The 24559-nt window shown below is 39.1% G+C and carries 22 protein-coding genes; 11 read left to right on the plus strand and 11 right to left on the minus strand.

Going from position 1 to position 24559, the window contains the following annotated elements:
• Positions 1-59 precede the first annotated feature (59 nt).
• Both HBN50_RS07215 and HBN50_RS07220 read left to right on the plus strand, forming a co-directional pair.
• On the plus strand, positions 60-1649 hold the full coding sequence (locus HBN50_RS07215) for an ABC-F family ATP-binding cassette domain-containing protein (RefSeq protein WP_273868932.1): 1590 nt from the start codon (positions 60-62) through the stop codon (positions 1647-1649).
• 61 nt (positions 1650-1710) lie between these two features.
• Positions 1711-2538 carry a hypothetical protein gene (locus HBN50_RS07220; protein ID WP_273868933.1) on the plus strand — a complete coding sequence of 276 codons (828 nt, stop codon included), beginning with the start codon at positions 1711-1713 and terminating at the stop codon, positions 2536-2538.
• On the opposite strand, the gene HBN50_RS07225 is transcribed toward HBN50_RS07220, so the two are convergent.
• Positions 2529-2837: a hypothetical protein gene (locus HBN50_RS07225; RefSeq protein WP_273868934.1), complete on the minus strand. Its 309-nt coding sequence runs from the start codon at positions 2835-2837 to the stop codon at positions 2529-2531. The genes HBN50_RS07220 and HBN50_RS07225 overlap by 10 nt on opposite strands.
• Positions 2838-3006: 169 nt before the next feature.
• On the opposite strand from HBN50_RS07225, the gene HBN50_RS07230 reads away from it, so the two are divergent.
• Both HBN50_RS07230 and HBN50_RS07235 read left to right on the plus strand, forming a co-directional pair.
• Positions 3007-3426 carry a hypothetical protein gene (locus HBN50_RS07230; protein WP_273868935.1) on the plus strand — a complete coding sequence of 140 codons (420 nt, stop codon included), beginning with the start codon at positions 3007-3009 and terminating at the stop codon, positions 3424-3426.
• Positions 3427-3438: 12 nt separating this feature from the next.
• Positions 3439-3717, plus strand: a complete 279-nt coding sequence (locus tag HBN50_RS07235; RefSeq protein ID WP_273868936.1) for a hypothetical protein — start codon at positions 3439-3441, stop codon at positions 3715-3717.
• A 157-nt stretch (positions 3718-3874) separates the two neighbouring features.
• Here the strand turns inward: HBN50_RS07235 and HBN50_RS07240 are convergent, their stop codons facing one another.
• The 6 genes from HBN50_RS07240 to HBN50_RS07265 all read right to left on the minus strand — a co-directional run bounded on the left by HBN50_RS07240 (position 3875) and on the right by HBN50_RS07265 (position 10105).
• Complete coding sequence (locus HBN50_RS07240) at positions 3875-4096, minus strand: XRE family transcriptional regulator (RefSeq protein ID WP_273868937.1); 222 nt, start codon at positions 4094-4096, stop codon at positions 3875-3877.
• A 126-nt stretch (positions 4097-4222) separates the two neighbouring features.
• On the minus strand, positions 4223-5461 hold the full coding sequence (locus tag HBN50_RS07245; RefSeq protein ID WP_273868938.1) for a TolC family protein: 1239 nt from the start codon (positions 5459-5461) through the stop codon (positions 4223-4225).
• A gap of 3 nt (positions 5462-5464) precedes the next feature.
• On the minus strand, positions 5465-5944 hold the full coding sequence (locus HBN50_RS07250; RefSeq protein ID WP_273868939.1) for a hypothetical protein: 480 nt from the start codon (positions 5942-5944) through the stop codon (positions 5465-5467).
• On the minus strand, positions 5941-9063 hold the full coding sequence (locus HBN50_RS07255; RefSeq protein WP_273868941.1) for an efflux RND transporter permease subunit: 3123 nt from the start codon (positions 9061-9063) through the stop codon (positions 5941-5943). The genes HBN50_RS07250 and HBN50_RS07255 overlap by 4 nt, the downstream gene beginning before the upstream one ends.
• 54 nt (positions 9064-9117) lie before the next feature.
• On the minus strand, positions 9118-9483 hold the full coding sequence (locus tag HBN50_RS07260) for a hypothetical protein (protein WP_273868942.1): 366 nt from the start codon (positions 9481-9483) through the stop codon (positions 9118-9120).
• Entirely contained in the window at positions 9464-10105 is a 642-nt protein-coding gene (locus HBN50_RS07265) for a tRNA-uridine aminocarboxypropyltransferase (protein ID WP_273868943.1), read from the minus strand. The genes HBN50_RS07260 and HBN50_RS07265 overlap by 20 nt, the downstream gene beginning before the upstream one ends.
• A gap of 91 nt (positions 10106-10196) precedes the next feature.
• On the opposite strand from HBN50_RS07265, the gene HBN50_RS07270 reads away from it, so the two are divergent.
• Positions 10197-10583, plus strand: coding sequence for a DoxX family protein (locus HBN50_RS07270; protein WP_273868945.1), 387 nt, complete (start codon positions 10197-10199; stop codon positions 10581-10583).
• 30 nt (positions 10584-10613) lie between these two features.
• Here HBN50_RS07270 and HBN50_RS07275 read toward each other — a convergent pair whose 3' ends face one another.
• Entirely contained in the window at positions 10614-12731 is a 2118-nt protein-coding gene (locus HBN50_RS07275; RefSeq protein WP_273868947.1) for a hypothetical protein, read from the minus strand.
• Positions 12732-12882: 151 nt separating this feature from the next.
• On the opposite strand from HBN50_RS07275, the gene HBN50_RS07280 reads away from it, so the two are divergent.
• Positions 12883-14160: a hypothetical protein gene (locus HBN50_RS07280; RefSeq protein ID WP_273868948.1), complete on the plus strand. Its 1278-nt coding sequence runs from the start codon at positions 12883-12885 to the stop codon at positions 14158-14160.
• A gap of 39 nt (positions 14161-14199) precedes the next feature.
• Here the strand turns inward: HBN50_RS07280 and HBN50_RS07285 are convergent, their stop codons facing one another.
• Positions 14200-15954 carry a hypothetical protein gene (locus HBN50_RS07285; RefSeq protein WP_273868950.1) on the minus strand — a complete coding sequence of 585 codons (1755 nt, stop codon included), beginning with the start codon at positions 15952-15954 and terminating at the stop codon, positions 14200-14202.
• A gap of 216 nt (positions 15955-16170) precedes the next feature.
• Between HBN50_RS07285 and HBN50_RS07290 the strand changes: the two genes are divergently transcribed.
• Positions 16171-17931, plus strand: coding sequence for an acyl-CoA dehydrogenase family protein (locus HBN50_RS07290; RefSeq protein WP_273868953.1), 1761 nt, complete (start codon positions 16171-16173; stop codon positions 17929-17931).
• Positions 17932-17961: 30 nt separating this feature from the next.
• Here the strand turns inward: HBN50_RS07290 and HBN50_RS07295 are convergent, their stop codons facing one another.
• Positions 17962-18639, minus strand: a complete 678-nt coding sequence (locus HBN50_RS07295; protein WP_273868955.1) for a hypothetical protein — start codon at positions 18637-18639, stop codon at positions 17962-17964.
• A 106-nt stretch (positions 18640-18745) separates the two neighbouring features.
• Between HBN50_RS07295 and HBN50_RS07300 the strand changes: the two genes are divergently transcribed.
• From HBN50_RS07300 to HBN50_RS07310, 3 genes are all read left to right on the plus strand, one after another.
• Complete coding sequence (locus HBN50_RS07300; protein ID WP_273868957.1) at positions 18746-19549, plus strand: tRNA (5-methylaminomethyl-2-thiouridine)(34)-methyltransferase MnmD; 804 nt, start codon at positions 18746-18748, stop codon at positions 19547-19549.
• Positions 19550-19782: 233 nt separating this feature from the next.
• Entirely contained in the window at positions 19783-21135 is a 1353-nt protein-coding gene (locus tag HBN50_RS07305) for a hypothetical protein (RefSeq protein ID WP_273868959.1), read from the plus strand.
• Positions 21136-21152: 17 nt separating this feature from the next.
• A complete protein-coding gene (locus HBN50_RS07310) occupies positions 21153-22100 on the plus strand; it encodes an NAD(P)H-dependent flavin oxidoreductase (protein WP_273868961.1) in 948 nt (315 codons plus the stop codon).
• A 32-nt stretch (positions 22101-22132) separates the two neighbouring features.
• Here the strand turns inward: HBN50_RS07310 and htpX are convergent, their stop codons facing one another.
• On the minus strand, positions 22133-23017 hold the full coding sequence (gene htpX / locus HBN50_RS07315) for a protease HtpX (RefSeq protein ID WP_273868962.1): 885 nt from the start codon (positions 23015-23017) through the stop codon (positions 22133-22135).
• A gap of 140 nt (positions 23018-23157) precedes the next feature.
• On the opposite strand from htpX, the gene HBN50_RS07320 reads away from it, so the two are divergent.
• Positions 23158-24498, plus strand: a complete 1341-nt coding sequence (locus tag HBN50_RS07320) for a cyclic nucleotide-gated ion channel (protein WP_273868964.1) — start codon at positions 23158-23160, stop codon at positions 24496-24498.
• The last annotated feature ends 61 nt before the right edge of the window (positions 24499-24559 follow it).

Consider the following 24559-nt stretch of genomic DNA (forward strand, 5'->3'; position numbering starts at 1 on the left):
CAATTGTAGACGAGTTTTAAATATGTTATGAACAAGGGGAAAATAAAAAAGGAAATTTCATGATCAGTGTACAAAATGTCAGCCTAGCATTTGGTGGGCGAAAATTATTTGAAGACGTAAATATTAAATTTACCCCAGGTAATTGCTACGGTCTTATTGGGGCCAACGGTGCAGGGAAATCGACATTCCTAAAAATCCTCTCAGGAGAAATCGAGCCAAATACAGGAGCAATCAATATCACTCCAGGCGAGAGACTTTCAATCCTAAAGCAGGATCACTATGCCTATGATGAGTATACTGTTATGGAAACAGTAATGATGGGTAATAGTTCTCTTTATGAGATCATGAAAGAGAAAGATGCCATCTATATGAAAGACCCATTCACAGACGAGGATGGTATTAGAGCAAGTGAGCTTGAGGCTCAATTTGCCGATATGAATGGTTGGGAAGCAGAGGCTGAAGTTGGTGTTATGCTCGATGGACTTGGTATTCCTACAGAGCTTCACGGAACTCTCCTTGCGGATCTCCAAGCAGATGTAAAAGTTAAGGTTCTTCTAGCACAAGCTCTTTTTGGAAACCCTGATATTCTTCTTCTGGATGAGCCGACAAACCACTTGGATCTTAAAGCGATCAATTGGCTTGAGAACTTCCTGCTAAACTTCAAAAATACTGTGATCGTTATTTCCCACGACAGACACTTTCTTAATAAGGTTTGTACAAATATTGCGGATATCGATTTTGGTAAGATTACGGCCTATGCTGGTAACTACGAATTTTGGAAGAAGTCTTCTGAGTTAGCACTTCAACTTAGAGCTTCAGAGAATAAGAAGGCTGAGGACAAGGCCGCTGAACTTAAGGCCTTTATCCAGCGATTCAGTGCCAACGCATCAAAGTCAAAGCAGGCCACTTCAAGACAAAAACAACTTGATCGCCTTCAAGTAAATCAACTTCCAATCTCAACGCGTAAGTACCCTTATGTTCACTTCGCTCCAAAAAGAGAAGTTGGAAAAGAGATTTTAAGAGTTGATGGTCTAACAAAGACGATTGATGGAGAAAAGATCCTCGATAACGTGACTTTTGTTGTTAATAAAGGCGATAAAATTGCCTTCGTTTCCGATAACGATCTTGCACAAACGACACTTTTTGAAATCCTCTCGGGAGAGATGGAACCAGATAGTGGAACTTATGAATGGGGAACAACAATCACTCATACATACTTTCCAACTGATAACTCAAAGTACTTTGAAGATGGAAAATACGATCTTGTCGATTGGCTTAGAAACTTCTCTGAAAATAAAGACGAGTCTTTTATTCGTGGGTTTCTAGGAAAAATGCTCTTTTCTGGAGAAGAGGCCAAGAAGAAGACAAACGTTCTTTCAGGGGGAGAAAAAGTTCGTTGTATGCTTTCAAAGATGATGCTCTCAGAAGCAAACGTTCTTATCTTTGATGGACCAACGGCCCACTTAGACCTTGAAAGTATTTCTTCAGTGAACGAGGGAATGACAAAATTTAAAGAAATCATTCTCTTTACTTCTCATGACCATGAGCTTGTTCAAACGGTTGCTAACCGTATTATCAAGCTTCAAAGTAAGCTTACTTATGATAAATACATCTCTTTTGATGAGTATTTAACTGAAACAATCAAATAAGAATAAAAAAGGGAAACATTAGTGTTTCCCTTTTTTTATAACTAATCGTAAAATTAAAGGGATGAAACGCCTTTTAATAATCTTCCTATTCATTAGTACCCAAAGCTTTGCCACAATAAGGATAGGAATTCCCGATGATGTCTACCTTGATTTTCTGGCCTTTATGCGAGGTCGCGAAATAGAGTCCATTGATAGTTATGAGGATAAGTTTTCAAGACGTGATGTCGTCGAGACGGTCCTTATATTGAGAATGTTAAAGCTTGGTGGGCACACAGGAAAAATTAGCTTTGTCCCAATGGCCACATATAAGAGGCTTCTTCGAGAAGTATCAAGTGGAAGTGTTGACTTGGCCGCTACAAGCGTTTGGGAGAGTGATATAAAAGACCATGAGAAGGGTCCAGTTCTTGTCAACGAGGGAGAGTTTGAGGCGGGAATCTACACATCTCATACAGCTTCAAAAGTAAGAGATCTCATTCAAAAAGCACAACTTAATTCCCTAACTGCTGTTACTTCAATCCACTGGAAAGAAGATGTTCTGGTTTTAAAGTCGCTAGATCTAAAACATATTTTCTATGCGCCTCTTTGGACCTCTATGGTGAAGCTTGTTAGCTTGAAGCGCTATGATTTTCTTATGGCAAATCTACCCAACAAAGAAAATATGGATTTGATAGGGGATGGGTACCATTTGAAAGTTGTCGAGGGTGTTAAAGTGAAGCTTAGAGGACAACGAGTGGTGGCCTACTCTAAAAAGGCCCCAAAAGAATTGAAAGACTATCTTTTTAAAGGTGCTAAGATTCTAAGAGAAAACGGCGAAATCAAAAAGGCCTATACCGAATCTGGTTTTTTCTCCCATATGGCAAAGCACTGGAAAGTTCTCAATCAAGACTGATCCAGAATACTCAAAACCTCTTCTTTGATATAGCGATCTGCTTTCTTTAGGCATATTTTATAAATGCCCTTGCGCTCTTTGTTCTTTAAAAGGGCAACCGCCTGATCAGTACATCCTTTTAAATAGGCACTTCTAGCGAGCATCAAGCTTGTGGACATACTAATTTTGTCGCTCTTATAACTCTTATTTTTGATCAATTTCTTAATAGAATTCTCCGCTTGAAACTCTGTACTCGCACAGGACTGAAGCAAGAGGAGCATTAAAGATAGGGAAGACGTCTTTATAAGGTTAGTTTTCATAGTCCTATTAGTCTAACAAAGCTTTGTATATTATCGATATTCGGTAATCTCTGCCAATAGTGTCTAAAAAACTAACATTTCGAGAAATTTTAACAACCCCTAGATCACAAAAATTAAATTCAAAGCAAAATACAAGAAAATCTATTTTAATTTCTTAATGGAGAAACAAATGAAAAATACCATCTTACTATTTGCGCTTCTTTCAACTGGATCAACATTTGCCTCAGAATGTGTCCTCACTTACAAGCAGATCGATACAGAATTTGGCTGTGTAGAAAAGACTTCAAATCGTGTCCTTAAAAAGGAAGTGGCAAGTGCTAAAGAATGCTATGAATCTGCCATCGAACATTCTAAAAAAGTTCCAGGGATCGTTTATCTAAATATAGCAAAAGTCGGTTCTAGCTGTGGTCCAGATGGTATTTACCAAACGGAAAATTATTCTTTTGTTGAATGGAAGTATGGCTCTCTTTTAAGTCTTGAATGGCCACAGAGTGGGAGAGTGAATTCCCTTTCAAAAACATATTCATCTGGATTTTCTGAGGGAAATCAGGTTTTCGATTTGGACGGTTATCTTATTGAAGAACAATAAGAGGGATCAAACATGAAGAATGTCTTTATAACGACAGCGGCCACAGTACTTTTTTCTGTGGCCTCTTTTGCAACGTCAACAGATTGTGGTTCACTAAATTTTAGAAAGAACAATCTCGACGGTGATATTGTCGATGCCATGGCCGTGGAGAAAATTTCTGAAGATCAATTTGTCACACTTGGACTTGCCATCAGTGGACTGAATCAACAAATGAAGAGAAATGGTTGCAACGAAGAAACAGAAAAACTTTTAGATCAACTTGAAAGAACTTTTCATTCGTTAAAAAAATAGCATTTGATTTTAGAATAATCAGCTATAGGGGGCAAAAAAGTAACCCCCTATAATATTAATTATGTGGGGTAAAGCCAATATACTTCTGATAACTTACAAAGTATCTCCTATATTGAAACCTTTTACTAGCTGATCAATTTTGCCTTACAATTCATGCTTATTTTAAATCAACTAAATCAATCCTGATTTCTCTTCCAAGAGCTTCTAGCATTTCTGCGAATTTCCAAAATGAAACCTGTGAGCTTCCGCTATTAAGTTGCCTTGAGATGACGGCCGCCTGAACACCCATTTTTTCTGCGAGATCTTTTGTTTTTAAGTTTTGAACTTCTAATTCATTTTTAATTAAAAAGACCATTCTTTGGCGCAAATTTTCTTCCATGACTTATTTCCTTAAAAAAGTGACTTTCTAAATTCGATTTTAAGGCGTTTTTTAAAAAAATGTAACATTAGGTATGGGTAAAATTAACAAAAATAAGGCCCCAAAACTATGGGGCCAAATAATTGATCAAAATTGATGAATTTCTTTTTCTAATTCCACACCAAGGCGTGACTCAAGCTCGAGAACTTTTGATGTTATGGAAAGCGCAAGTTCTGGTCTTTGAACTTCGAGTTCAAATAATTCCGTTTCAGATTCAACGAGATCATCAAAGTCAACTTGACCGTAGCGAAGTTCTTTAATGGCCGTTTTAAATTTCAGCTCTAATAGTGAAACTTTTCTCTCAACAATGTGTATCTGTTCCTGAAGAGATTCTATTTCATTAAAAAGCGTTGAAATAGATTCGCGCTCAGAAATCAGGCCTTGCTCGGATTTAAGTCTTGCAATAAGGGCCTTGCGATAGGCCTTAGAAACACTATTATTTGTTTGATAATTAAATAGGGGAATCGTTAAACTCAACTCTCCTTTTAACTCATTATCCCCTTTTTCAAGCCTTTCAAGATCATCTAAACGTCCATATGAGATCTCATAATCGAGCTTTGGAAGCTTTTTAGAGCGCTCAATTTGCTCATCAAGAGTTGCTGATTTTTCAAGAAAGACTAGTTTTTTAGAATTTAACGTAGAAAGATCAGATGGCCTTTTTGTTAAATGATAATGGGAGAGCTTTCCTTTAAAAAGATAATCCTCCCCTTTAAAAATCTCTCTCATACTCGATTTGGCCTTCTCTTTTTTCGCCCTAATTTCTAAAAGAAAATAAGAAAGAGATTCCTCTTTAAGCTTTAAATCAATCCCTAACCTTTTATTAACAAGCCCTGAGCGATTTCCCTTATCAACAATGCGCTTAATTGTTTGAAGACGCTTTCGGGAGCTAGCATAGGCCTTTTCCCATTCTTTTTGGGCCATCAGCGACTGGAATGATTGTGTGTAGCGAGCGATAAGATTTCTTTTTTTACTATCGAGATCCAATTCGCTACTTTGATAAAGAAGTGAGCTTCTCTTTTTTTCTTTAAGAGACTTTCCTCCTTCATAAAGGCTTCCATGAAGTTTTGTATAAAGGGCGAACTCGCTTTCATTTTCCTTATCACCCTTTGTCTTTTCAAGGGCCCCAACGAGATCGATCTTTGGTGCAAACTCTCCTATCCATTCTTTCTTAGACAGCTTAGAGAGTTTTCTTTTTTCATGAATCTCTTTTTGATAGAGACTCGTTTGCTCTATTTTCTTTAGTCCTTCCTCAAAACTAAGCACGCTGGCCTGAGCGGCCTGTGCACTTAGAGAGAAAATAAAGACAGTTAGTAAGCTCTTTCTCATGGGCTACCTCTTTTCAAGTTGAATTTTTACTTCGTGATCTTGGCCATCTTTTTCAAATTCTATCTCTAAAATAAAACGACGATCGCGAAATTTTGGAAGAGTTGCCACATAGTGATCTCCCTTAGCTTGAAGCTTAAGATCCATCGACTTCTTTGAACGAGGAAGTTCAATTTCAACTTCTTCCATTTTCAATTTGTCTAAACTAACGGCGACAAATTCCTTCTCATTCATAAGTGCTAAAGGATAGAGTTTTAATTCTTCTCCCTTAACTCTTGCTTCAAAGAACATTTCTAAGTGATTAGCGTGGTTCTTTTTTTCTTTGTGCTCATGTTTATGTTTGTGACCATGATCTTCACTGTGCTTAACTTCACCAAGAACACCACCGTGCGGAGCGCTTGGAATGGCACCAGGAGTTGAGTGATCTCCGTGAGAAAAAGAGTTAATAGAAGCTAATGTAAGTGTCAGAATCAATAGTTTTTTCATAGAATTTCTTCCTTTTTATTTGAGATTTTTAAATATTTATAAGCTGCTTTTTTTCCGTATTTGTAGAAGACAACCGGAGTAATCCACATATCTAGTAGAGTTGAGCTAAAGAGCCCCCCAACGATTACCACTGCAACGGGATAGAGAATTTCTTTACCAGGCTCCCCTTTTGAAAAGACAAGAGGTAAAAGTCCAAGCATTGCGCTAATGGCCGTCATTAAAACTGGTACAAGACGCTCTAGAGAGCCTCGAATGACAAGTTTTTCACTCCACGTCTCATCTTCTTCTTTCATCAAATGAAGATAGTGAGAGATCATGAGGATTCCATTTCTTGCTGCAATTCCACAGAGAGTCACAAGGGCCACAAGAGAGGCCATCGAAAGAATTCCCTCTGTGAAATAGAGGGCAAAAAGTCCTCCAATCATAGCGAGGGGAATACTGAACATAATCTGCACGACAATAAAGTGAACTTTAAAGTGTGAGTATAAAAGAATATAGATCATGACCATGGCAATAAGCCCTAAAATGATCATCGTTCTTGTTGCCTCTTTTTCTGAGGCAAATTGACCACCGTAGTGAATGGAATAGCCGGCCGGAAGCTTGATCTTATCACTCACCTTCTTTTGAATCTCTTCGACAACTTCACTTAGTCCACGATCGCTGACATTGGCCTGAACAACAAGGCGGCGTCTCATATTCTCTCTGTTAATGAGGTTTGGACCACGGGCCTTATAGACATCGGCGATATCTTTTAAGTGAACCTGTTGACCATTTGGAAGAACATCAATAACAAGATTTTGAATACTCTCCACATTGTTTCTTGAACTTTCATCGAGCCTAGAGAAGACATCGATAACTCGCTTTCCATCAATAACTTGAGCGACACTCTCTCCTTGCAAGGCCATTTCCAGTTGATCGGATACTTTACCGACGTTAAGGCCATACTTAGCAGCATCTTCGCGATAGAAATAAGATTTTACCTGAGGGATTTCAACTTGCTGTTCAATTTGGGCATCGACAATTCCCTCAGTTGATTTCATTTCTTTTAAAATCTTTGAGCCAATTAAGCGAAGCTCATCCATATCATTTCCAAAGATCTTAATGGCAATTTCTGCGTTAACTCCTGAAAGAAGATGATCGAGTCTATGAGAGATGGGTTGACCAATATTAATTCCAGCGCCTGGAATAATCTCTTCTAGCTTTTCTCTAATAATTGATAATACAACTGATCGCTCTCGCCCGGTGTGATTGAAATCCACATCGATTTCACTAACATTCACCCCTTCAGCGTGCTCATCAAGTTCGGCCCTTCCCGTTCTTCTAGAGACCGATTTTACTTCGGGTAGAGTTTTTATGAATTCCTCAGCAAGTTTTCCTTTTTCATTGGAATAGCTAAGACTAACGCCCGGAGGAAGAGTCACACTAATCATGGCCGTTCCCTCATTAAATGTTGGTAAGAACTCGCGCGCCATCTTAGGAAGGGTTGCAAGAGAGGCGAAAAAGAGAATGAGCGTTGGAAGAACAATTAAAAGAGGTCTTTTTAGAAAGCCTTTTATGATCAGTTCATCAAATTTCTTTAAAAAGAGAACTAATTTCGTCTCCTCTCCATCCACAACATTTTTAAGCTTTGGCAGAAGATGGTAGCAAAGAACCGGAGTCACTGTCAGTGAAACCACAAGAGAGGCCAAAAGAGAGATAATAAATGAAAGACCAAGAGGTCTAAAGAACCTTCCCTCTAGCCCACTTAAAAAGAAAAGCGGAACAAAGACTAAAACGACAATCATTGTGGCAAAGACAATGGAATTTCTAACCTCTTTAGAAGCGCTAAAAACAACTTGAATAATCGGCTTTTTCCCTTTGTTTTCCTGTAGCCTCCGATAGACATTTTCCACATCGACAATGGCATCATCAACTAAAAGACCTACGGCGATAGCAAGCCCTCCAAGAGTCATGGTATTGATCTCTAAATTGAAAAAATAGAAGACAATAAATGTGAGAGCGAAACTAAGGGGTAGCGCTGTTAGCGTAATAAAAGTCGTTCTAAAATTTAAAAGAAAGATAAAAAGAGTCAGGGCAACAAGGATTGCTCCATCTCTTAGGGCCTCTTTAACATTTTCTACGGCCATGGAAATGAAGGTAGCTTGGCGAAAAAGCCCCTTGTGAAGAGTCACACCCTCTGGAAGTGTTTGGTTAATTCTTGTGAGGGCCACCTCGACATCTTCAGTGAGTTTGAGAGTCGATGTTCCCGGTTGCTTTTTAACAGCGAGAATAACTCCTTCTTCTCCCATAATGGAGGCATCACCTCTTTGAACCTTTTTACCAATAAAGACCTTGGCGACATCTTTTACTAAAACTGGTCGTCCTTGGTAAGTTCCAATGACTGACATTTTAATATCTTCTATGGTTTCAATGCGCCCGAGATTTCGAACGAGATATTCGTTATTTCCCTCATAGAGAAAACCGCCTGTTGTGTTATCACTTAAGTGAGTGAGGTTTTCTTGAACATTTTCAAGAGAGAGATTTCTCTTTTTCAGCTCTTTTGAAGAAAAGTGAACTTTAAATTCCTTAACTCCCCCGCCAATGGGAATAACCTGAGAGATTCCCCCTACGGCGAGAAGCTCTGGACGAATTGTCCAATCGGCAAGAGATCTTAAATCCATTCCTTTATAGTCGGGATTATCAGAGGAAAGTCCAACTAGCATAATCTCACCCATGATGGATGTGACAGGTCCCATCACTGGGCGAATGCCCTCGGGAAGAGTCTGTCCTACCTGGGAGAGTTTCTCTGCGACAAATTGGCGGTTTCTATAAATATCAGAGCCCCAATCAAATTCGAGCCAGACAATAGAGAGTCCAATCCCAGAACTTGAGCGCATCCTCTTAAGGCCTGGTGTTCCGTTTAGGGCCACTTCCAGGGGAAATGTAACCAAGGTCTCGACTTCTTCAGGAGCAAGGCCGTGAGACTCAGTTAAAATCGTTACCGTTGGTCTATTCAGGTCGGGAAAGACATCAACGTTTAGTTTTTCTAAGACAAAAGCACCATAGGCCAAAATACCTAGTGCCAAAAAGATCACAATCCCCCTGCGTTTTAGGGACCATGAAATCAGATAATCAAACACAAAATCTCCTTTGTGATAATAGAATCAATTTACATGCAAATAAATGTCAGGAGACTAGGCCATGGGTGGCGGACTGAGAGAGAGAATGTAGGGATTTTTATAGAGATTGAGATAGAAGAAGCTATTGTTCTGCTCTTTGCTCTCATCGATAAGTTTGTGATTGATCATTCGGTTGTCGCTTAAGTGGCGAAGACAGCTCACACCACAAGTATGACAATGAGTGGAATGGTCTTCGTGGGCCTGATTGTCATGGCAATCGCCACTGGCCGAAATATTCACTTCACTCACATCTTGACAGTGATCGTCGTGAAAGAGCTCTTTTGCCACAGTGTCGTAGCTAAAAGAAAAAATGAATAGAAGACAAAGTAAAATTCTCATCATAGCAAGATCAAGGATACCTTCACTCTTTTTTTGAGTCAAATGCTTCCTCATAGGCAACGCGACCATAACGTGCGTAAAAGTGATTCTTTACCATCGACATAAAGGGAACTTCTAGGCGCTCTCTTAAGTTTTGCCCCTCAATGATACCAAGGGCCCTTGCAATGGCCTCATAAGTACAAACAGCTTCTTTAAAAGGAGATTTTCTAAGACGATACTGACTCTCTCCGCTAAAGGGAATTGTTACAGAGGGCACATCTTTTAGAAACGGCATGCGCGACTTAAACTTCTTGGCCTGTCTCCACGATCCATCGGGAACGATAAGAGAGAGAGGACGATCAAAGCTTTCAATTAATTCTATTGAAAGCTCTTTTGCATCTTCATCTGGAAAGAGATAGAGCGGTTGATAAGCTGGATCGAGAAGATCACTCTCTAGGATGGGATCATCTTGTATGCCTCTTAAATGGGTTTGGCATTTATCCATAAGTAGATCGGCAAGATAGGCCGTATTACTTGTAAGAGATCTTTCATTAACATGCATAATGATATGAACAGGTGTTTGAGCTTGAATTGGTGTTAAGTCATCACAAAAGCAAAACTTCTGATTTACTCGACAGACTTTACAACGATTTTCTCTAGTTTCACGGCGTGACTTTTTGCTCATTTTTTCCAATTCTTTTCAGTTAAATTGAACTCATGTTATAATTTCAATCATATTTCATCTGTTAAGATTAACACAATCAAAAGGACAATGTATGGAAGCATTACAACGTCATGGAGTCAATATTGGACTTCTATTTTTAAGAGTGACGGTATCCCTATCAATGATTTTGGCCCACGGCCTGCCTAAATTACAAAACTTTAGCACGATCGCCCCAAAATTTCCTGATCCAGTAGGATTTCTAGGAGGAAGTGTTTCTCTTGGGCTTGCTATTTTTGGTGAAGTGGTTTGTCCTGCTATGATTATTCTTGGGATTAAAACAAGATTTGCAGCGATTCCAGCGGCCATGACAATGGTTGTTGCGGCCTTTCTCGTTCACGGTGCCGATCCTTATAAAGCAAAAGAGCTTGCCTTCATGTATCTCTTTGTCTTTATCGCTTTGATTTTCACTGGTGGTGGGAAACTTTCTGTTAGAGATTAAAAATAAAGGGCCTTCTAATGGCCCTTTTTTTTATTCCTTTTCTTCTTGATAAATCGTAATCATTTTTGAGACACCTTTGATCTGTCGAACATTTCGATTGAGATCAGGAGTTGCCGTGGCCTTGGTGATTTCACCTCGTTTTCCTCGAAATAAGTAATAGAGATAATCCAGACGATTATCGATATCGATTTCAGGATGATTCTTTTCGATGCGCTTAAGATCGGATAAGAGGTCTGCTGCAAAGCCAAGGGTGGCAAGGGCCGCTGGTCTAGCTTCTTGTAGATCGCCCTTTTCAATTTTGTATTTTTCAACAATCTTATTAGGGATGATTTTAATCTGTGAAGGCCCTCTTGAATTTGGACTATTATTTCCCTTTAATTTCTTAACGAGCGAAATGAGAAATGGAAAATCCTCTTTAATTTTATATCTTGGGTGAGTTCCCATTTTTGTTTCAGGTTGCATTACTCCAAAAGAAAATTTTACGAGCATGTTGTACTCATCATTTTCTAAGTTATAGAGTTTCATGAGATTTTCTTTTTCACTTTCAAGAGTGTCTAAAAATTCTCTTAGAAAGAACTCTTCCTTTTCTTTTTTTGCCTTATAAACGGCGTGAGCTTCACGGTACTTCTCTCCATTTCGAGGAGGACTTTGGTAGACAAGGGATCTTAAATCACTGTCACTAATTGCAATTTTAATCTCTCTATACTCAACTTTTCTTGGAGAGTAGTTATAGGCCTGATAATTTTTCTTGGATGCTTTTGTTGTAAAACGAAGTTCTCCTTCTTTAGCAACAAAGGTATTACTCTTATCTGTCGGTAGAACATAAACGGGATCACCGCGCTCTAGTCCAAGATGGATATCCACACCAAAAGGGCGAATTTTCTGATCTCTTTTTGCCTGGGTAAAGAGCTCTCCATGCTTTCCTCTTTTTAAAAATTGAAAAACACCGGCCCCACCACTGTAGAGAAGATCATCTTTTTCACTTTCAAAACTCGCCGATTCAACTAATCTTCCCGTATTATCATAAACAGAGATAAGACCCTTTTCTTTATCAACAACCCCATAGCGCGTACGATCACTGTGCCTGTGAAAAGTTTTGATCTTTTCTAGCTCATCGGGAATATCGTTAATCTCTTCTTGGAGAGCGAGAATCTCACTCGTTTTAATCATGCCCTCACTATCAGAGAGATAGGGCCATTCCATGATTTGATACTCTTGCTCTTGATCTGATTTTGGATTTTCTACACGAGAATCACGGTTTCCTTGAAATTTAAAAATGGCCTTACCGCGATAGCGCAAAGAGAGATCATCTTCAAAACTAATGCCAGAAAGTTCGTCTAGGCTAATTTCGTCTTTAAGGCCATCGAGCCAGCGAGAAAAGAATTGATGGGCCTGATCGTTATTGTAGCGGCAAGTTCCAGCAAATTCATTTCCTTTAAGACAACCAACGGCCCTTAAATGAATTTGTAATTTTTCTTTTATTTCATCGAGAACGAGATTGTAGTCTTTTGCGTTTTTATCAACGAGTCTCTTAATCTCATTAACTGTTAGTGGTCTTTTCCCTTTCATTGCCCCTGTGTACTGGATAATTTGCGATGAAACATTTGAACGGTTATAAAGAGCTGAGAACTCGCCATCAACGTCTATCGCGAGATCAGAGGCAAGAGAGGCAAACCAAAGAATGGCAACATCCCTTTCATCAAAAGGAGAATCCTTGGCCATAACTTTATGAGCGAGAACAAAGGCCGAAGCTTCACGGTTTGAAAATCTTTCGTAACGTTCCCAATAGCTGGCCTTAACCATCGTTTCTTCGATTGTTTCTAAATCTTTTAAATAAGCACTTTGCTTGTAGTTTTTTACAAGCTGACTCAGAGATGATTTTTCATCATCACTAAGATCATTAAAAAATTGTTTTGAATAACTCTCCATAGTTGGAAGAGCTTCTTTATTTTGAAGAGTCGCAATTTTTAGAAGTGTTAAATGAAATTGGCGCGAGAGTAATTTCTCTTTTTGCTTATCACTTAATTGATTTTTAAAAACTGAAACGGCCTCTTTTTCACAAAAGGCAAGACTGATGGCCCCCAAAGCTTGGTTGAAAGAGAAAAGAGTTAAAATTATTGATAAAACGATAAACTTTATTTTTTCCATGACTAACCTATCGGAATTATAACAACATTTTCTTACACCTATTTTGCTGCGCTGCCGTTGTAATTATTCACAACTTTTGTGAAGTATGTATAAAATTCATTGACGTTCCCCTGTGGATACGTAATTTTTACGGCCACCAAGGAGAACTATTATGAAAAAGCTTATCACACTTTCGCTTCTACTCGGGCTTAGCGCTCCAGTAACAGCAAAAGTTTGGCAAACGACAACACAGTGGAATCAAGAATATGAAAATCTCTATTCTAAGTGGATTGAAAGTCCTGAAGTCCATAAAGATATGTTCGTTAGTAAATCTTCGCCTTATTTTGGCGGAAGATATGACTGCGCTGATGCAGCCTACGCTCTAAGAGCAATCTTCGCATCAAAGCACGGTCTTCCTTTTGCACTAAAAAACCCAACGGGAAGTCGTGGTCGCTACGCGATGTTTTCAAATGAAGTCAATAAATTTGATAAATATCCTGCTGGACCAAAGAGAGTTACAGCTTTCCTTAACTATATTTCTGATATGGTTGGAACAGAAAACCTCTCTCGTCACGATACCTATCCAATTAAAATAGATTCTGTGACATCGGGAAAACTCTATACTTATAAAATTAGAGCTCGCTTTGGCAGTACGATCCGTCACGCTTATACAATTAAAGAAGTAAATCAGACGGGAACATTTGATCTCATCTATTCGACACAGGCCATTCGCAAAAAGAATCTTCCTCTTAACTATAGAAAGGAAAAGCCCCTTGTGAATCTTCCACACGATGTCTGGGGATTTAGAGCATTCAAATGGCCAAGACTTCTTGGAACATCTCCTTCAGAGTTTCCAGCCGAACTAAACTACTCAACTGAGCAGTACGCCATGGTTAAACAAATGGGTAGAGGCTTTTTCAAGCACGTTAAAAATACGTTAAAAACTGTTGATGAAGATGACTCAGCACTACTAACAAGAGTATTTAATAACGTATGTACTGAAGCTCAGTCACGTATTGAATATGTTAACCAAGGTTATCAGCATCACGTTTCAACTGGTGGTAAGTGTATGAATTATGCAGATTACGATGCCTATTCAACACCTGCAAGAGATAAGGCCCTGAAAGATGCCTACGAAACGCTTTGGAGCACATACCTTGATCTTCATAGAGCGGGAGAGCTCTACGATGCAAAAGTATACGAGCACGTCAATGCACTCTTTTGGCATGAATCGACAACTCAAGAGAGATTGTACGAACCAACAAGAGAACAAAAAGAAGCGCTTCTCTTTGCTTGTCCAATTCAATACAAAGAAGGGACAACGATTGATCTAGCAACTCTTTTTACAAGACTTAGAAGAGGAAAACTCTCTTCGCATCCTAACGATTCTCTAGAAGTTCGTTGGGGAGAAGTTACTGGTCCAAAGACTAGATGTAAGCAATGGTACTAAAATGATAAAAAGAAAAGGCCACAGAATATGTGGCCTTTTTTAATCTGTTTCACGGTCGTGAATATCATATTCGATAACATCATTAATTTCTTGAACCTGAAGTGTCTTTGAACCGGCATCATCAGGAGAATCCTTAACTTCAATTCCACCCTCTGCAAGACGCTTAACGGCCTCATCTCTTTTAATCCCACTTCCACTAGCGATATCAATCCCCGCTTGCTGCGCCTTTTTTAACCCTTCTTCAGTAAAGGCACTATTGTCTAGCTCCTTACTAATAGAATAAGTGTTAACACTCGTTTTAGCAGAACCAGGCTGTCTGGCACCACCACTAGAGTTAGAGTCTCCCCCAACTTCGAGATAGCCTGTCACAATATTACTAAAATGGATAAGTTGAGCGTAATCACTTGTTTTACTTGTGAGCTCTTTTTGAATGGCATCGAGCTTTCTTTCATTTTCGGCCTTGGCCGTCGATTCATCATCACTTTTTGATTTTTGATTTTTCTCTAATTGCATGGCAAGTGATTTAACAAGGGCATCTTTTTCAGTTTCGTATCTCTTTTTAATCATGTCTTTTAACGCGTCGACATCACCAGCGAGAAGCTCCTTAATTTTTTCTTCTGAATACCCTTGGTCTTTAAAATATTGCTCTAAACCCTTTTCTGGATTTTCTTCTAGATCTGTAATGAGTTTATTTTTTAAGGCCTCGGCGCGAAGACCTTGCTCGATAAGCTGCTCTTCATTTTCACCTGCATCACTTAAAAAGGCCTCACACTCAGGAGTTATCTGACCTGTCTTTTGGCACTCTTCAAGAATCTTAGCATCTTCTAATTGAGCGTCGTTATACTTTGTTTCATTGACAAATTCACCAGAAGTCACCGTTGTTAGATCATCGATGGTTTTATCTTTTCCCTTTGATTCATAAAAAGGAGTTGCTGACTTTCTATCTTTACTCGCGACTTTAAGATCTTTTATGGAATCTTTAACCTTTGTGATGGCCAAGAGGTTTTGCTTTGCCGTCTTCACATAATTAACGACCTCACAGGCGCGAACTTGAGTGTAGTCAATATCTTCACTTGTCACTTCATCGGCGTCTTTACTATTTTGAACTTCAGAGATTAAGTTTTTATCGTGACAGATCTTAGGAACCTTAACGATACAATCATTCCAAGAATTTCTTGAACTAGCATCGAAGTTTCCAAGTGATTTAATATTCTTTTCACGATTTTCTTTTCTATAAACTTCATCTTTTTTTATTGCGTAATCATTGCCTGCGTGAGCATCCATACAATAAGAAGAGAAAGCTGAGACAATATTTTTCCCAACCTGAGTCTCGTAGAGATCATAGAAGACACCTTCATCAACGAGTTTATTTTTAAAGAAAGAGCTATCCTTTCTTGTCTCTTCAAAAAGAACACTTGCTAATTTATTGTAGAGATAATCTTCAAGCTTTTTAATTCCTTTACTCTGTTTATTATTATCTGATCCCGTGTAAACGGATTCATACTTTCCTTCGAGACTCTTTCCATCTTTTGTCTTGTTAACAACCTGCTGAACCTGTTTTTGCTGTTCAGAAGAAAGTCCTCCCCAAACACAACTCGAAAGATTTTCTTTTGCCACATTATTTGATTGGCACTTCTTAACTTGCTCACTTACACCAGGAACTTCCATGGCCTTTGAAAGAATATCGGAACTCTCCTTTTGCGATTCGATTGCACGAGATTCATTGCTCGCAAAAGAACTTGTGATAAGGAGGGTCTGTAGTGAGATAAATGTTAAAAAGATCTTAGAATTCATAGTCTTATTATCGGGTAAAACCGTGAAAAACTAAAATTTCCCCCTATTTTAAGCTTTATGAAATAAAAGGCGACTACTTCTGTCGGCACCACTTTATTTCATATGACTCCCCAGTCATACAAAGTCGCCGATAAGTCTGTACAAAAATCCACTAACTCCTTAAAATATGGTGATAAACACAACCGCCTTCATGGCCTTAACGAGGGTTGATTCACGATGAATTACTTTGATAACGAAAAAGAATGGTTATGGTTATTTGAAAATGGAATCGATTGGGATGCCATTATAAATCTCTACTACCCAAGTTTTCCAACAGAAGATGGGTTAGAAAATAAAGAAGAAGTTCTAGATTTTTTTAAAGAACTTCTCACTTCAACTGGTCACTGGGCCGCGACTTCTGTTGCCGAACGCTCAATGAAATTAGATGAACAAGGCCCTGGCTCTATTGAAAATGGTAGAACAATTCCGGGTGAAGCCTTGAGTGAACTCTACAAAGAAGCGAGTGAACTTCAGGTCTTTGGTCTGCCTCTTCCAAGAAAGTTTGGAGGGCTTGAAACTCCAAGTGTTCTCCTGATGATTCTCTTAGAGCAACTTTCACGCGCTTGTCTTTCTTCATCAACTCAGGTTGCTTTTTTTACTTCAATAGCTGAAATGGTTCACCGCTACACAGACGAAGAAACGGCCATGAGAATTGTTCCAAAGATTATTGAAGGAAAGTTAAGTGGATCCATGAACTTAACGGAACCAGGGTGTGGATCAGATCTTGGTATGATTAAAACCTCTGCCACCCCTTGTGAGGATGGAAGCTACTTATTAAATGGAAATAAAATCTTCATCACAAATGGTGGTGGTGGCGTTAGCTTTGTTCTTGCTCGTATTAAAGACGCACCAGAGGGGCTAAAGGGAATCTCTCTTTTTCTTTGTGAACAAGATGTCGAAGGAAAAGATGAACCAAATTATATTGTCGCTAAAAATGAGCATAAGCTTGGGATGCATGGCTCATTTACTTGTGAAATTGTCTATGAAAACTCAAAGTCCCACCTCGTTGGCGACCCAGGTGAAGGTTTCAAGTATATGCTTCATCTTATGAACGAAGCGCGTATTGCCGTTGGTATGCAGGCCCTTGGTTTAATTGAGGCCTCAATTGGCTATGCGAGAACTTATGCCGATGAGCGCGTGCAATTTGATCGCCCTATTTCTGATTTACCTCTTATGCGTAGAAATCTGGAAGACTTCGAAACAGAAAGAGATGCTATTCGCGCACTTCTTGTTGATACGATCTCCCACTTTGACATCTTTCAAAAGCTCGATCTCAAAAAGAATCAATCTCAGGATTTAACAAAAGAAGAAGAGAACCTCTATAGTGAAGCGAACCTGTGGACGCGAAAGAGAACTCCCCTTGTCAAATACTATGCCTGTGAGGCCGCAACGAACTTAACGACAAAGGCCGTTCAAGTTCTGGGTGGATATGGATTTATGAAAGAATATCCAGTCGAAAGGTTTCACCGCGACTCCTTTGGTCCACTTCTTTATGAAGGAACAAGCCAGATACAAGCTCTAATGGCCTTAAAAGATGTTGTTAAATACGCCATGAAAGATCCAAAGAGATTTTTTAGTAATGTTCTCTTTAAGCATCCAACAACAGAGCTACTAAGTGATGCCGGCGAATGCTCTATCGCCTTTAAAAAAGTCCACTTTCGCTTTAAAAAGAATATGATTGCTCTGCTTGTTAAATGCCTTAGGCCAGAGTTAGCGACTGATCTTTTAAATCCAAAGGCGTGGGCCAACGAAGAAAAACTCAACGGTCTTATGTCTCACGCAGAGACCCTGTGTCAGGCGCTTTCATATATGGAAACATTGAGAGTACTCTGCGAACATGCTAAAAAAGACGAGTCGAGATTCGATCTCTATCAGCGATATGAAAAACTCATTCGCCCAAGACTCGAAGCCATTTATTGTGATTGGGATATTCGATAAAATAAAAAAGGCCCTTTAACTTGGGCCTTTTTATTTTTCTTTCATTGTAAGTTGTTTAAAGCTAAGCATCTTTTCTGGGAATTCCTGACACTGTTCTTGCTTATAAATTTCCATCACAAGACCAATGGTGTGACCAGACTGGGAATCCGTTTTGACTTTAACATCGATAATCTTCTCGCCAATAAGCTCACCAGTGGCACTATCTTGAGCTCCTATAATCTTTCTAATGACATCGACTCCATCGTATTCATTTGAACGAAGAAATTGATACATCGTAATCTGTTCTCTTTCAGTGATCACTTTCTTTGGCAATTTATCAGAGAGTACGGCCTCGCAAATATCTTTGGCCTCTCCGTGCTTATCTGTTTGAACAATAGAGAAATAAGAAACCGGAACACTCCCATCAAAATACATCGGACCTGAGGCCAGTAATTGTTTAAGAGTTAGTTCGGCATTATAGATTTTTGTTTTTTGAACATTATCACATTGCTTATCTTCAAATTTAACATCAAGCTTCTTCGTTTCTTGAAGAGATTGAAATTGAATGCGCTTATTGCGATAGCTTGTGCACAGGCGATCAATAATTGAGCGCTCTTTATCAGAGTACTCATCAGATAGAGCGAAGCCTTGACCAACAACGGCCTTTTGGTAGTCGCTGCTACCTGCATTTTGCCTTCCACAGGCAAGTAAAATGAATAGAGGGATCAAATAAAATCCTTTCATCACCTAGCTTTACGGTCAGATAATCAAAAAACTTAAGTAGGCCCTTGTTTTTTTTATGGTAAAGAACTTTTTTACCTGTTAATTGATAACTATGGATGAATTAAAGGCCAATAAATGCTCTAGCTTCCAAGGAGAACTTGGAGCCTATGACGTTGTCACTACTGAGGATGGGAGTATCACCCTTCACTCTGCTTATTTTGATGAAAATTGCCACTCCCTTTCTGGAGCGGCCATGGAAACTCAGTATAACTACCTTGAGGGATGTCTTGTCGATCAATCGATTCGCTCAGGCGAAGAACTGACTGTCTTTGAAGTAGGTCTAGGACTTGGAATTGGACCAAAGATTACCATTGATTACTGGTTAAATCACAAAAAAGCTCCTCTAACCTTTGTTTCAACAGAGCTTGATAAGGCCCTCGTTGAATTTGCCAAAGAAACCTTTAAAGAGAGCGAATATTTTCAAAAGCTCCAATACCTAGAGCAAGATGATCTTTGCTACTTTCAATACCTTAATGAGAAGCTTAATTTCATCATTCTTATTGGCGATGCCAGAGAGACGACGATTAAGGCCTTTAAAAAGGGGCATTTCTCTGCTGTTAAAGCAATTTATCAAGATGCCTTCAGTCCTAAGAAAAATCCGGCCCTCTGGACTGTCGAGTGGTTTTTAACTCTTAAAGAGATCTCTCATTCAAAGGTTGTTCTCAGTACCTATTCTTCGGCCAAGAGAATTAGGAAATCTCTTATTCAAGCGGGCTTTCATGTTCAAAATAGAGAGGGATTTGGTGCAAAGAAGGTCGCGACTCTAGCGACTTTAGAAGGAGTTAGTGATGAAGATGTTCTTTCTAGTCTTGAGCGCTCTCCTGTGTGTGCTCTTGTTGATCGAGATCTAGCATAACAACTCGGCCATCTTTTTAAACAAGATCCTCTGAATTAAAGACACTTAGGTCTTTTGGCCAGAAATTTTGCCACGAGATAAACCCATCTTTTAAGTATGAGTCTTACTGATTTCAATACACTCCCAATTATTTCTTTAGAAAAAGCATTTTTAATAAAGAACAAGCTGATAATTAGCTAAAATCATTTAAAAAGCATCCGATAAATAAAAAAACAGAAAGAAAGGAAATCACCATGGCGCAAGTGGTAGTTATTGAAGATAATCAAACCATGCTTGATCTAATCACGCTCAATTTGAAATCCTATGCAGGAGCAGATGTCATTCCACGCGAAAATAGTGCCGATGCTATCGATCTTTTAAACCTCTTGCCAACAGTTGATCTTATTATTGCGAAATCTAATATTGACAGTGATAATGTCGCCCACGCAATTACCGATTATATAATTGATAACCGCTTAGAAATACCTTTGGTTTTTCTTGGTGAAGTTGCTCCCAACTACCCTGGACTTGAAGAGATTGCCAAAGTCATTGATGACTCTAAAGACTGGGAAAGTGTTATTAAAATAGCCTGTAGCGCTCTTGGAGTAAAAGAAGAGACTCTTGAAAAGAAGATGACTCCCGATTATATCCCCGTTCCAGTAAAGTACTTTCTTGGACTTGATACTTCTTTTTGCGATGTTTTTATTCGCATAAAAAAAGCACCAGGAGAATATCAATTCATTAAGCGCATCCACGAAGAAGATAGCTATAGCAAAGATATCGTGAATAAATATATTGAGCAGGGACTTAAAAACTTCTACATATCAAAAGAGCACGAAGATAGCTTTGTTAACTATGTCTCAAATCAACTGGTCAGTAAGTTAAACGACAAGAGCTTAACGACTGATCAGAAAATTAAAATCATGTCCGACAGTTTTCACGTCGCCTTAAATGAAATATATAAAATGGGATTTAACAGTGCCACAGTTCAGTTAACTGAAAGTATTGTTAATTCCATGGTTGATACCTTTAAAGAAAACCCTGAGATGTCACCTCTTCTTTTTAAAGTGATAAATTCTAAAACAGGATATCTTTATCGCCACGCCCATATGTGCTCGATTGTAGCCAGTGAAATCCTTGTTAACTTAGGACTTGATAAAAGAGAGCTCCATGAAACTCTTGCCTATGCATCGTTTTTTAAAGACATCTCTCTTACCGAGCACCCTGAGCTAGCTAAAATTAGCTCTTACGAAGAGCTAGAAAAAGCAGAGATGACAAGTGATCTTTGGGACCTTGTTTTTAATCACGCTCAAGATGGCGCCCTCATCATTAGAAAGCACCCTGAGGCGCCTTTAGATGTTGATACCATAATTAAAAACCATCATGGTACTTCGAATGGAAAAGGCTTTGCCGTTAATAACAAGGGAGAATTTCCAAAACTCTCTTTGATTTTCATTGTCGCCGTTGAATTTACAAATGAACTTCTTTCTTTTAAAGACAGTGGTCGAAAGCCAAGACCTATTGTCGATATCCTTAAGGAAAAGTATGATCTAGACAATATGAAAGATATTATTCATGCTCTAGAGAAGACCATTAAAAATTCATAAAACCAAAGCGAGCAATCATGACATCACCATTTCCAAACTCACCTCTTTGTAAGCTCTTTGATATTGAATATCCTATTATTCAGGCCGGTATGGTTTGGGTATCAGGAGCGAAGCTTGCGGCAGCAGCATCAAATGCAGGATGTCTTGGTATCATTGGTGCAGGATCAATGAAGCCTGAGCTCTTAGAGGCCCATATAAAAAAAGCAAAGTCGCTGACAGACAAACCCCTTGCAGTCAATGTTCCCCTTCTTTACCATCTCTCTAAAGAGCAAATTGATGTCTCTTTAAAAGAGGGAATTAGAATCTTTTTTACAAGTGCTGGCTCCCCTAAAAAATACACGCAGTACTTAAAAGATCACGGGGCCACTGTTGTTCATGTGACAAGTTCTCCTGAGCTTGCCATCAAGTGTGAAGCGGCCGGAGTTGATGCTGTTGTAGCAGAAGGATTTGAGGCCGGAGGACACAATGGACGCGATGAAATCACAACCATGTGCCTTATTCCCCAAGTCGTTGATGCCCTATCGATTCCCGTTATCGCAGCTGGAGGAATCGGAGATGGAAGACAAATAGCCGCGGCCTTTTGCCTCGGAGCAAGTGCTGTTCAACTAGGGACTCGCTTTGCCTTAACAAAAGAATCTAGTGCTCACGATAATTTCAAAAAGAAAATTCTCGAAGCAACAAGTGGTGAAACTCTTTTAACCATGAAAGACCTCGTGCCTGTACGCTTGATGAAAAATCACTTTTTCAATCAAGTGCAAGAGCTTGAAAGGCGCTGTGCAACGAAAGAAGAGATGATTACACTTCTTGGAAAAGGAAGAGCAAAAAAGGGAATGCTTGAAGGAGATCTCGAAGAGGGAGAACTTGAAATTGGTCAAGTAAGTGCTCTTTTAAAAGATATCCCAACGTGCCTTGAGCTAGTGGAAAATTTAATTCGAGAATATAGCGAAGTTAAAATGAAGTTATAAAAAAGGAGATCAACTGATCTCCTTTTCTTTTATTAGTTTGAAGTTTTAAGGGCCTGAATTCTTTTCTCAAGCGGTGGGTGTGAAGAAAAGAGCGCCATAATCGATTGTTTATCAGCAATTTTCAACGTTCCCATATTTGAATCATCTGTCATGATTCGATCTTGATAACGAACAAGACTTTCTAGAGCTGCAATCATCTTTTGCTTTCCAGCAAGCTCTGCTCCACCTGCATCGGCCTTATACTCTCTATAACGGCTAAACCACATAACAATGGGCTTTGATAGAATCGTAAAAAGAATATCGAGAACAAAAATAACGGCCGTCTGTGCAAAAAAGCCAAGGCCACCACGCCCCTCTTCATCTTTTAATGCTTGGGAGATCGCAAAAGTGATGACACGTGAAAAGAACATCACAAAGGCGTTCACGACACCCTGAACGAGAGTCATCGTTACCATGTCTCCATTGGCCGCGTGAGCAACTTCGTGTGCGAGTACACCTTCAACCTCATCTTGATTCATTTGCTCAAGTAAACCAGTCGATACAGCAACAAGTGAATTATTCTTTGATGGTCCAGTTGCAAAAGCGTTAACTTCTGGAGAGTTGTAAATTCCAACCTCTGGCATTTTTGTAATGCCGGCCTTTTTAGCAAGTCTATGAACAGTTGCAACGAGTTCATGATAGGGACCATTTAGCTCAACAATCTGAACTCCCATGGCCATCTTCGCCATCATTTTTGAAATCAGTAGTGAAATAAAAGATCCACCCATCCCCCAAAGCAAACAGAAGATCAATAGACTTTCGTAGTTAATTCCTTGGGCCGTTAGATAAGGCTTTACTCCAAGTAAACTTGTGACAATCGAAATCGTTGCTACGATTAGGATATTTGTTAATAGAAAGAGTGAAACTCTTTTAAACATTTTCTTCTCCTTATAATGTTTTCTTCCCTTATTTTGATATCATTTTCGCTATAGTCAATATTTAGCGAAGCGAATTGACACAAAGTTGACGAAAATAAGCTCTAGGACTCAAGAAAATTAGTGAATTGCCGATAGATTTCATGGGCATCAACTGTGTTTTTCACAATCTAGGGCGTATGATTAATCAAAAGAAATTTTCAAGAGCAGAAATTATCTGGCAAGGTCTCATTTTTTGGGCGATTACCTACACTGTTATCGAAGCAGCATTAAGCTTTACCTTCGAACAAAGAACAGAGGGATGGCAATTGTTAAGCGATCTTCTTATTTCAAGCTTCTTTGCCATTGATTTTATTTATCAATTTCGCTCAAAGTTCAAATCGCCCACTCCATTTAAAACAAAGAATGAAAAGATCATATGGTCAATGACAATGGCCCTCGAGCTTTTAGCGGCCCTGCCTTATGACCTTATTGCCATGAAGATGGGGCTTTCTCATGGATATCAATTCTTCTACCTTTTAAGATTTATCCGCTTTGTTCGAATTGCAAAGGCCTTTAATCTCCTTGGAGGAATAGCTCTTATTCCAAAGGGAGTTAAGTTTCAATTTCTCATTGTGATGAGTATGGTTGCGGTTCACTTTATCTCTTGTATGTGGGTTTTAATTCACCCCTCGCAAGATACAGACAATACGACACGCTATATCGAAGCTCTCTACTGGACAATAACGACGTTAACGACAATTGGTTACGGTGATGTAACTCCGGTTAACAATACGGGACGACTTTTCACGATGGCCATTATGATTTGTGGAGTTGGGGTTTACGGGGTTGTTATTGGTAATGTGGCCAAAATGATTTCCGATGCCGATCGCTATAAAGAAAAGGCAAGAGAGAAAATGGGAGATCTAAACTCTCTTATGAAATATTACAACGTCCCTGATCGCGTTCAAGGGGCCGTCTTTAATTACTATAATCACCTTCTTGAAAAGCGTTTGACAGATAATGACAATCGCATCATCTCTGAATTACCTCACGCACTTCAGCAAGAACTTATGACTTATATGAATATTAAGCTCATAAGAACTGTTCCTCTTTTTAAGAGTTGCTCTCAGGCCTGCTTAAAAGATGTCGCTAGCGCTCTTGAGCAGATGTATTATTCTCCAGGACAGACGATCATCAACACGGGTGAAATTGGACACGAAATGTATATTATTGGACATGGCGTTGCAGAAGTTATTCTAAAAGACGGAAGCGTTGTTGCCAATCTTCACGAAGGACAATTTTTTGGCGAGATAGCCCTTTTGAAAGAGACCAAGCGCAGTGCTAACGTTCGAGCGCAAACGTACTGTGACCTCTACAAGCTTGAGAAGTCTGACTTTCTTGAAATTATTAAAAAACACCCAGAGCTTCTTGAAAGAGTTGAAGGGATTGCTCAAAAGAGATCATCAGATAGAAGAGAAAAAACACCACAACAGGCCGCCTAAATTTTACGGATCTAAATAAAAGAGATAGCATTATTTAAATGACTCTTTTCAAGGACGTAAA

This window comes from Halobacteriovorax sp. GB3 (assembly GCF_028649655.1).
In the GTDB taxonomy this organism is placed as follows: domain Bacteria; phylum Bdellovibrionota; class Bacteriovoracia; order Bacteriovoracales; family Bacteriovoracaceae; genus BSW11-IV.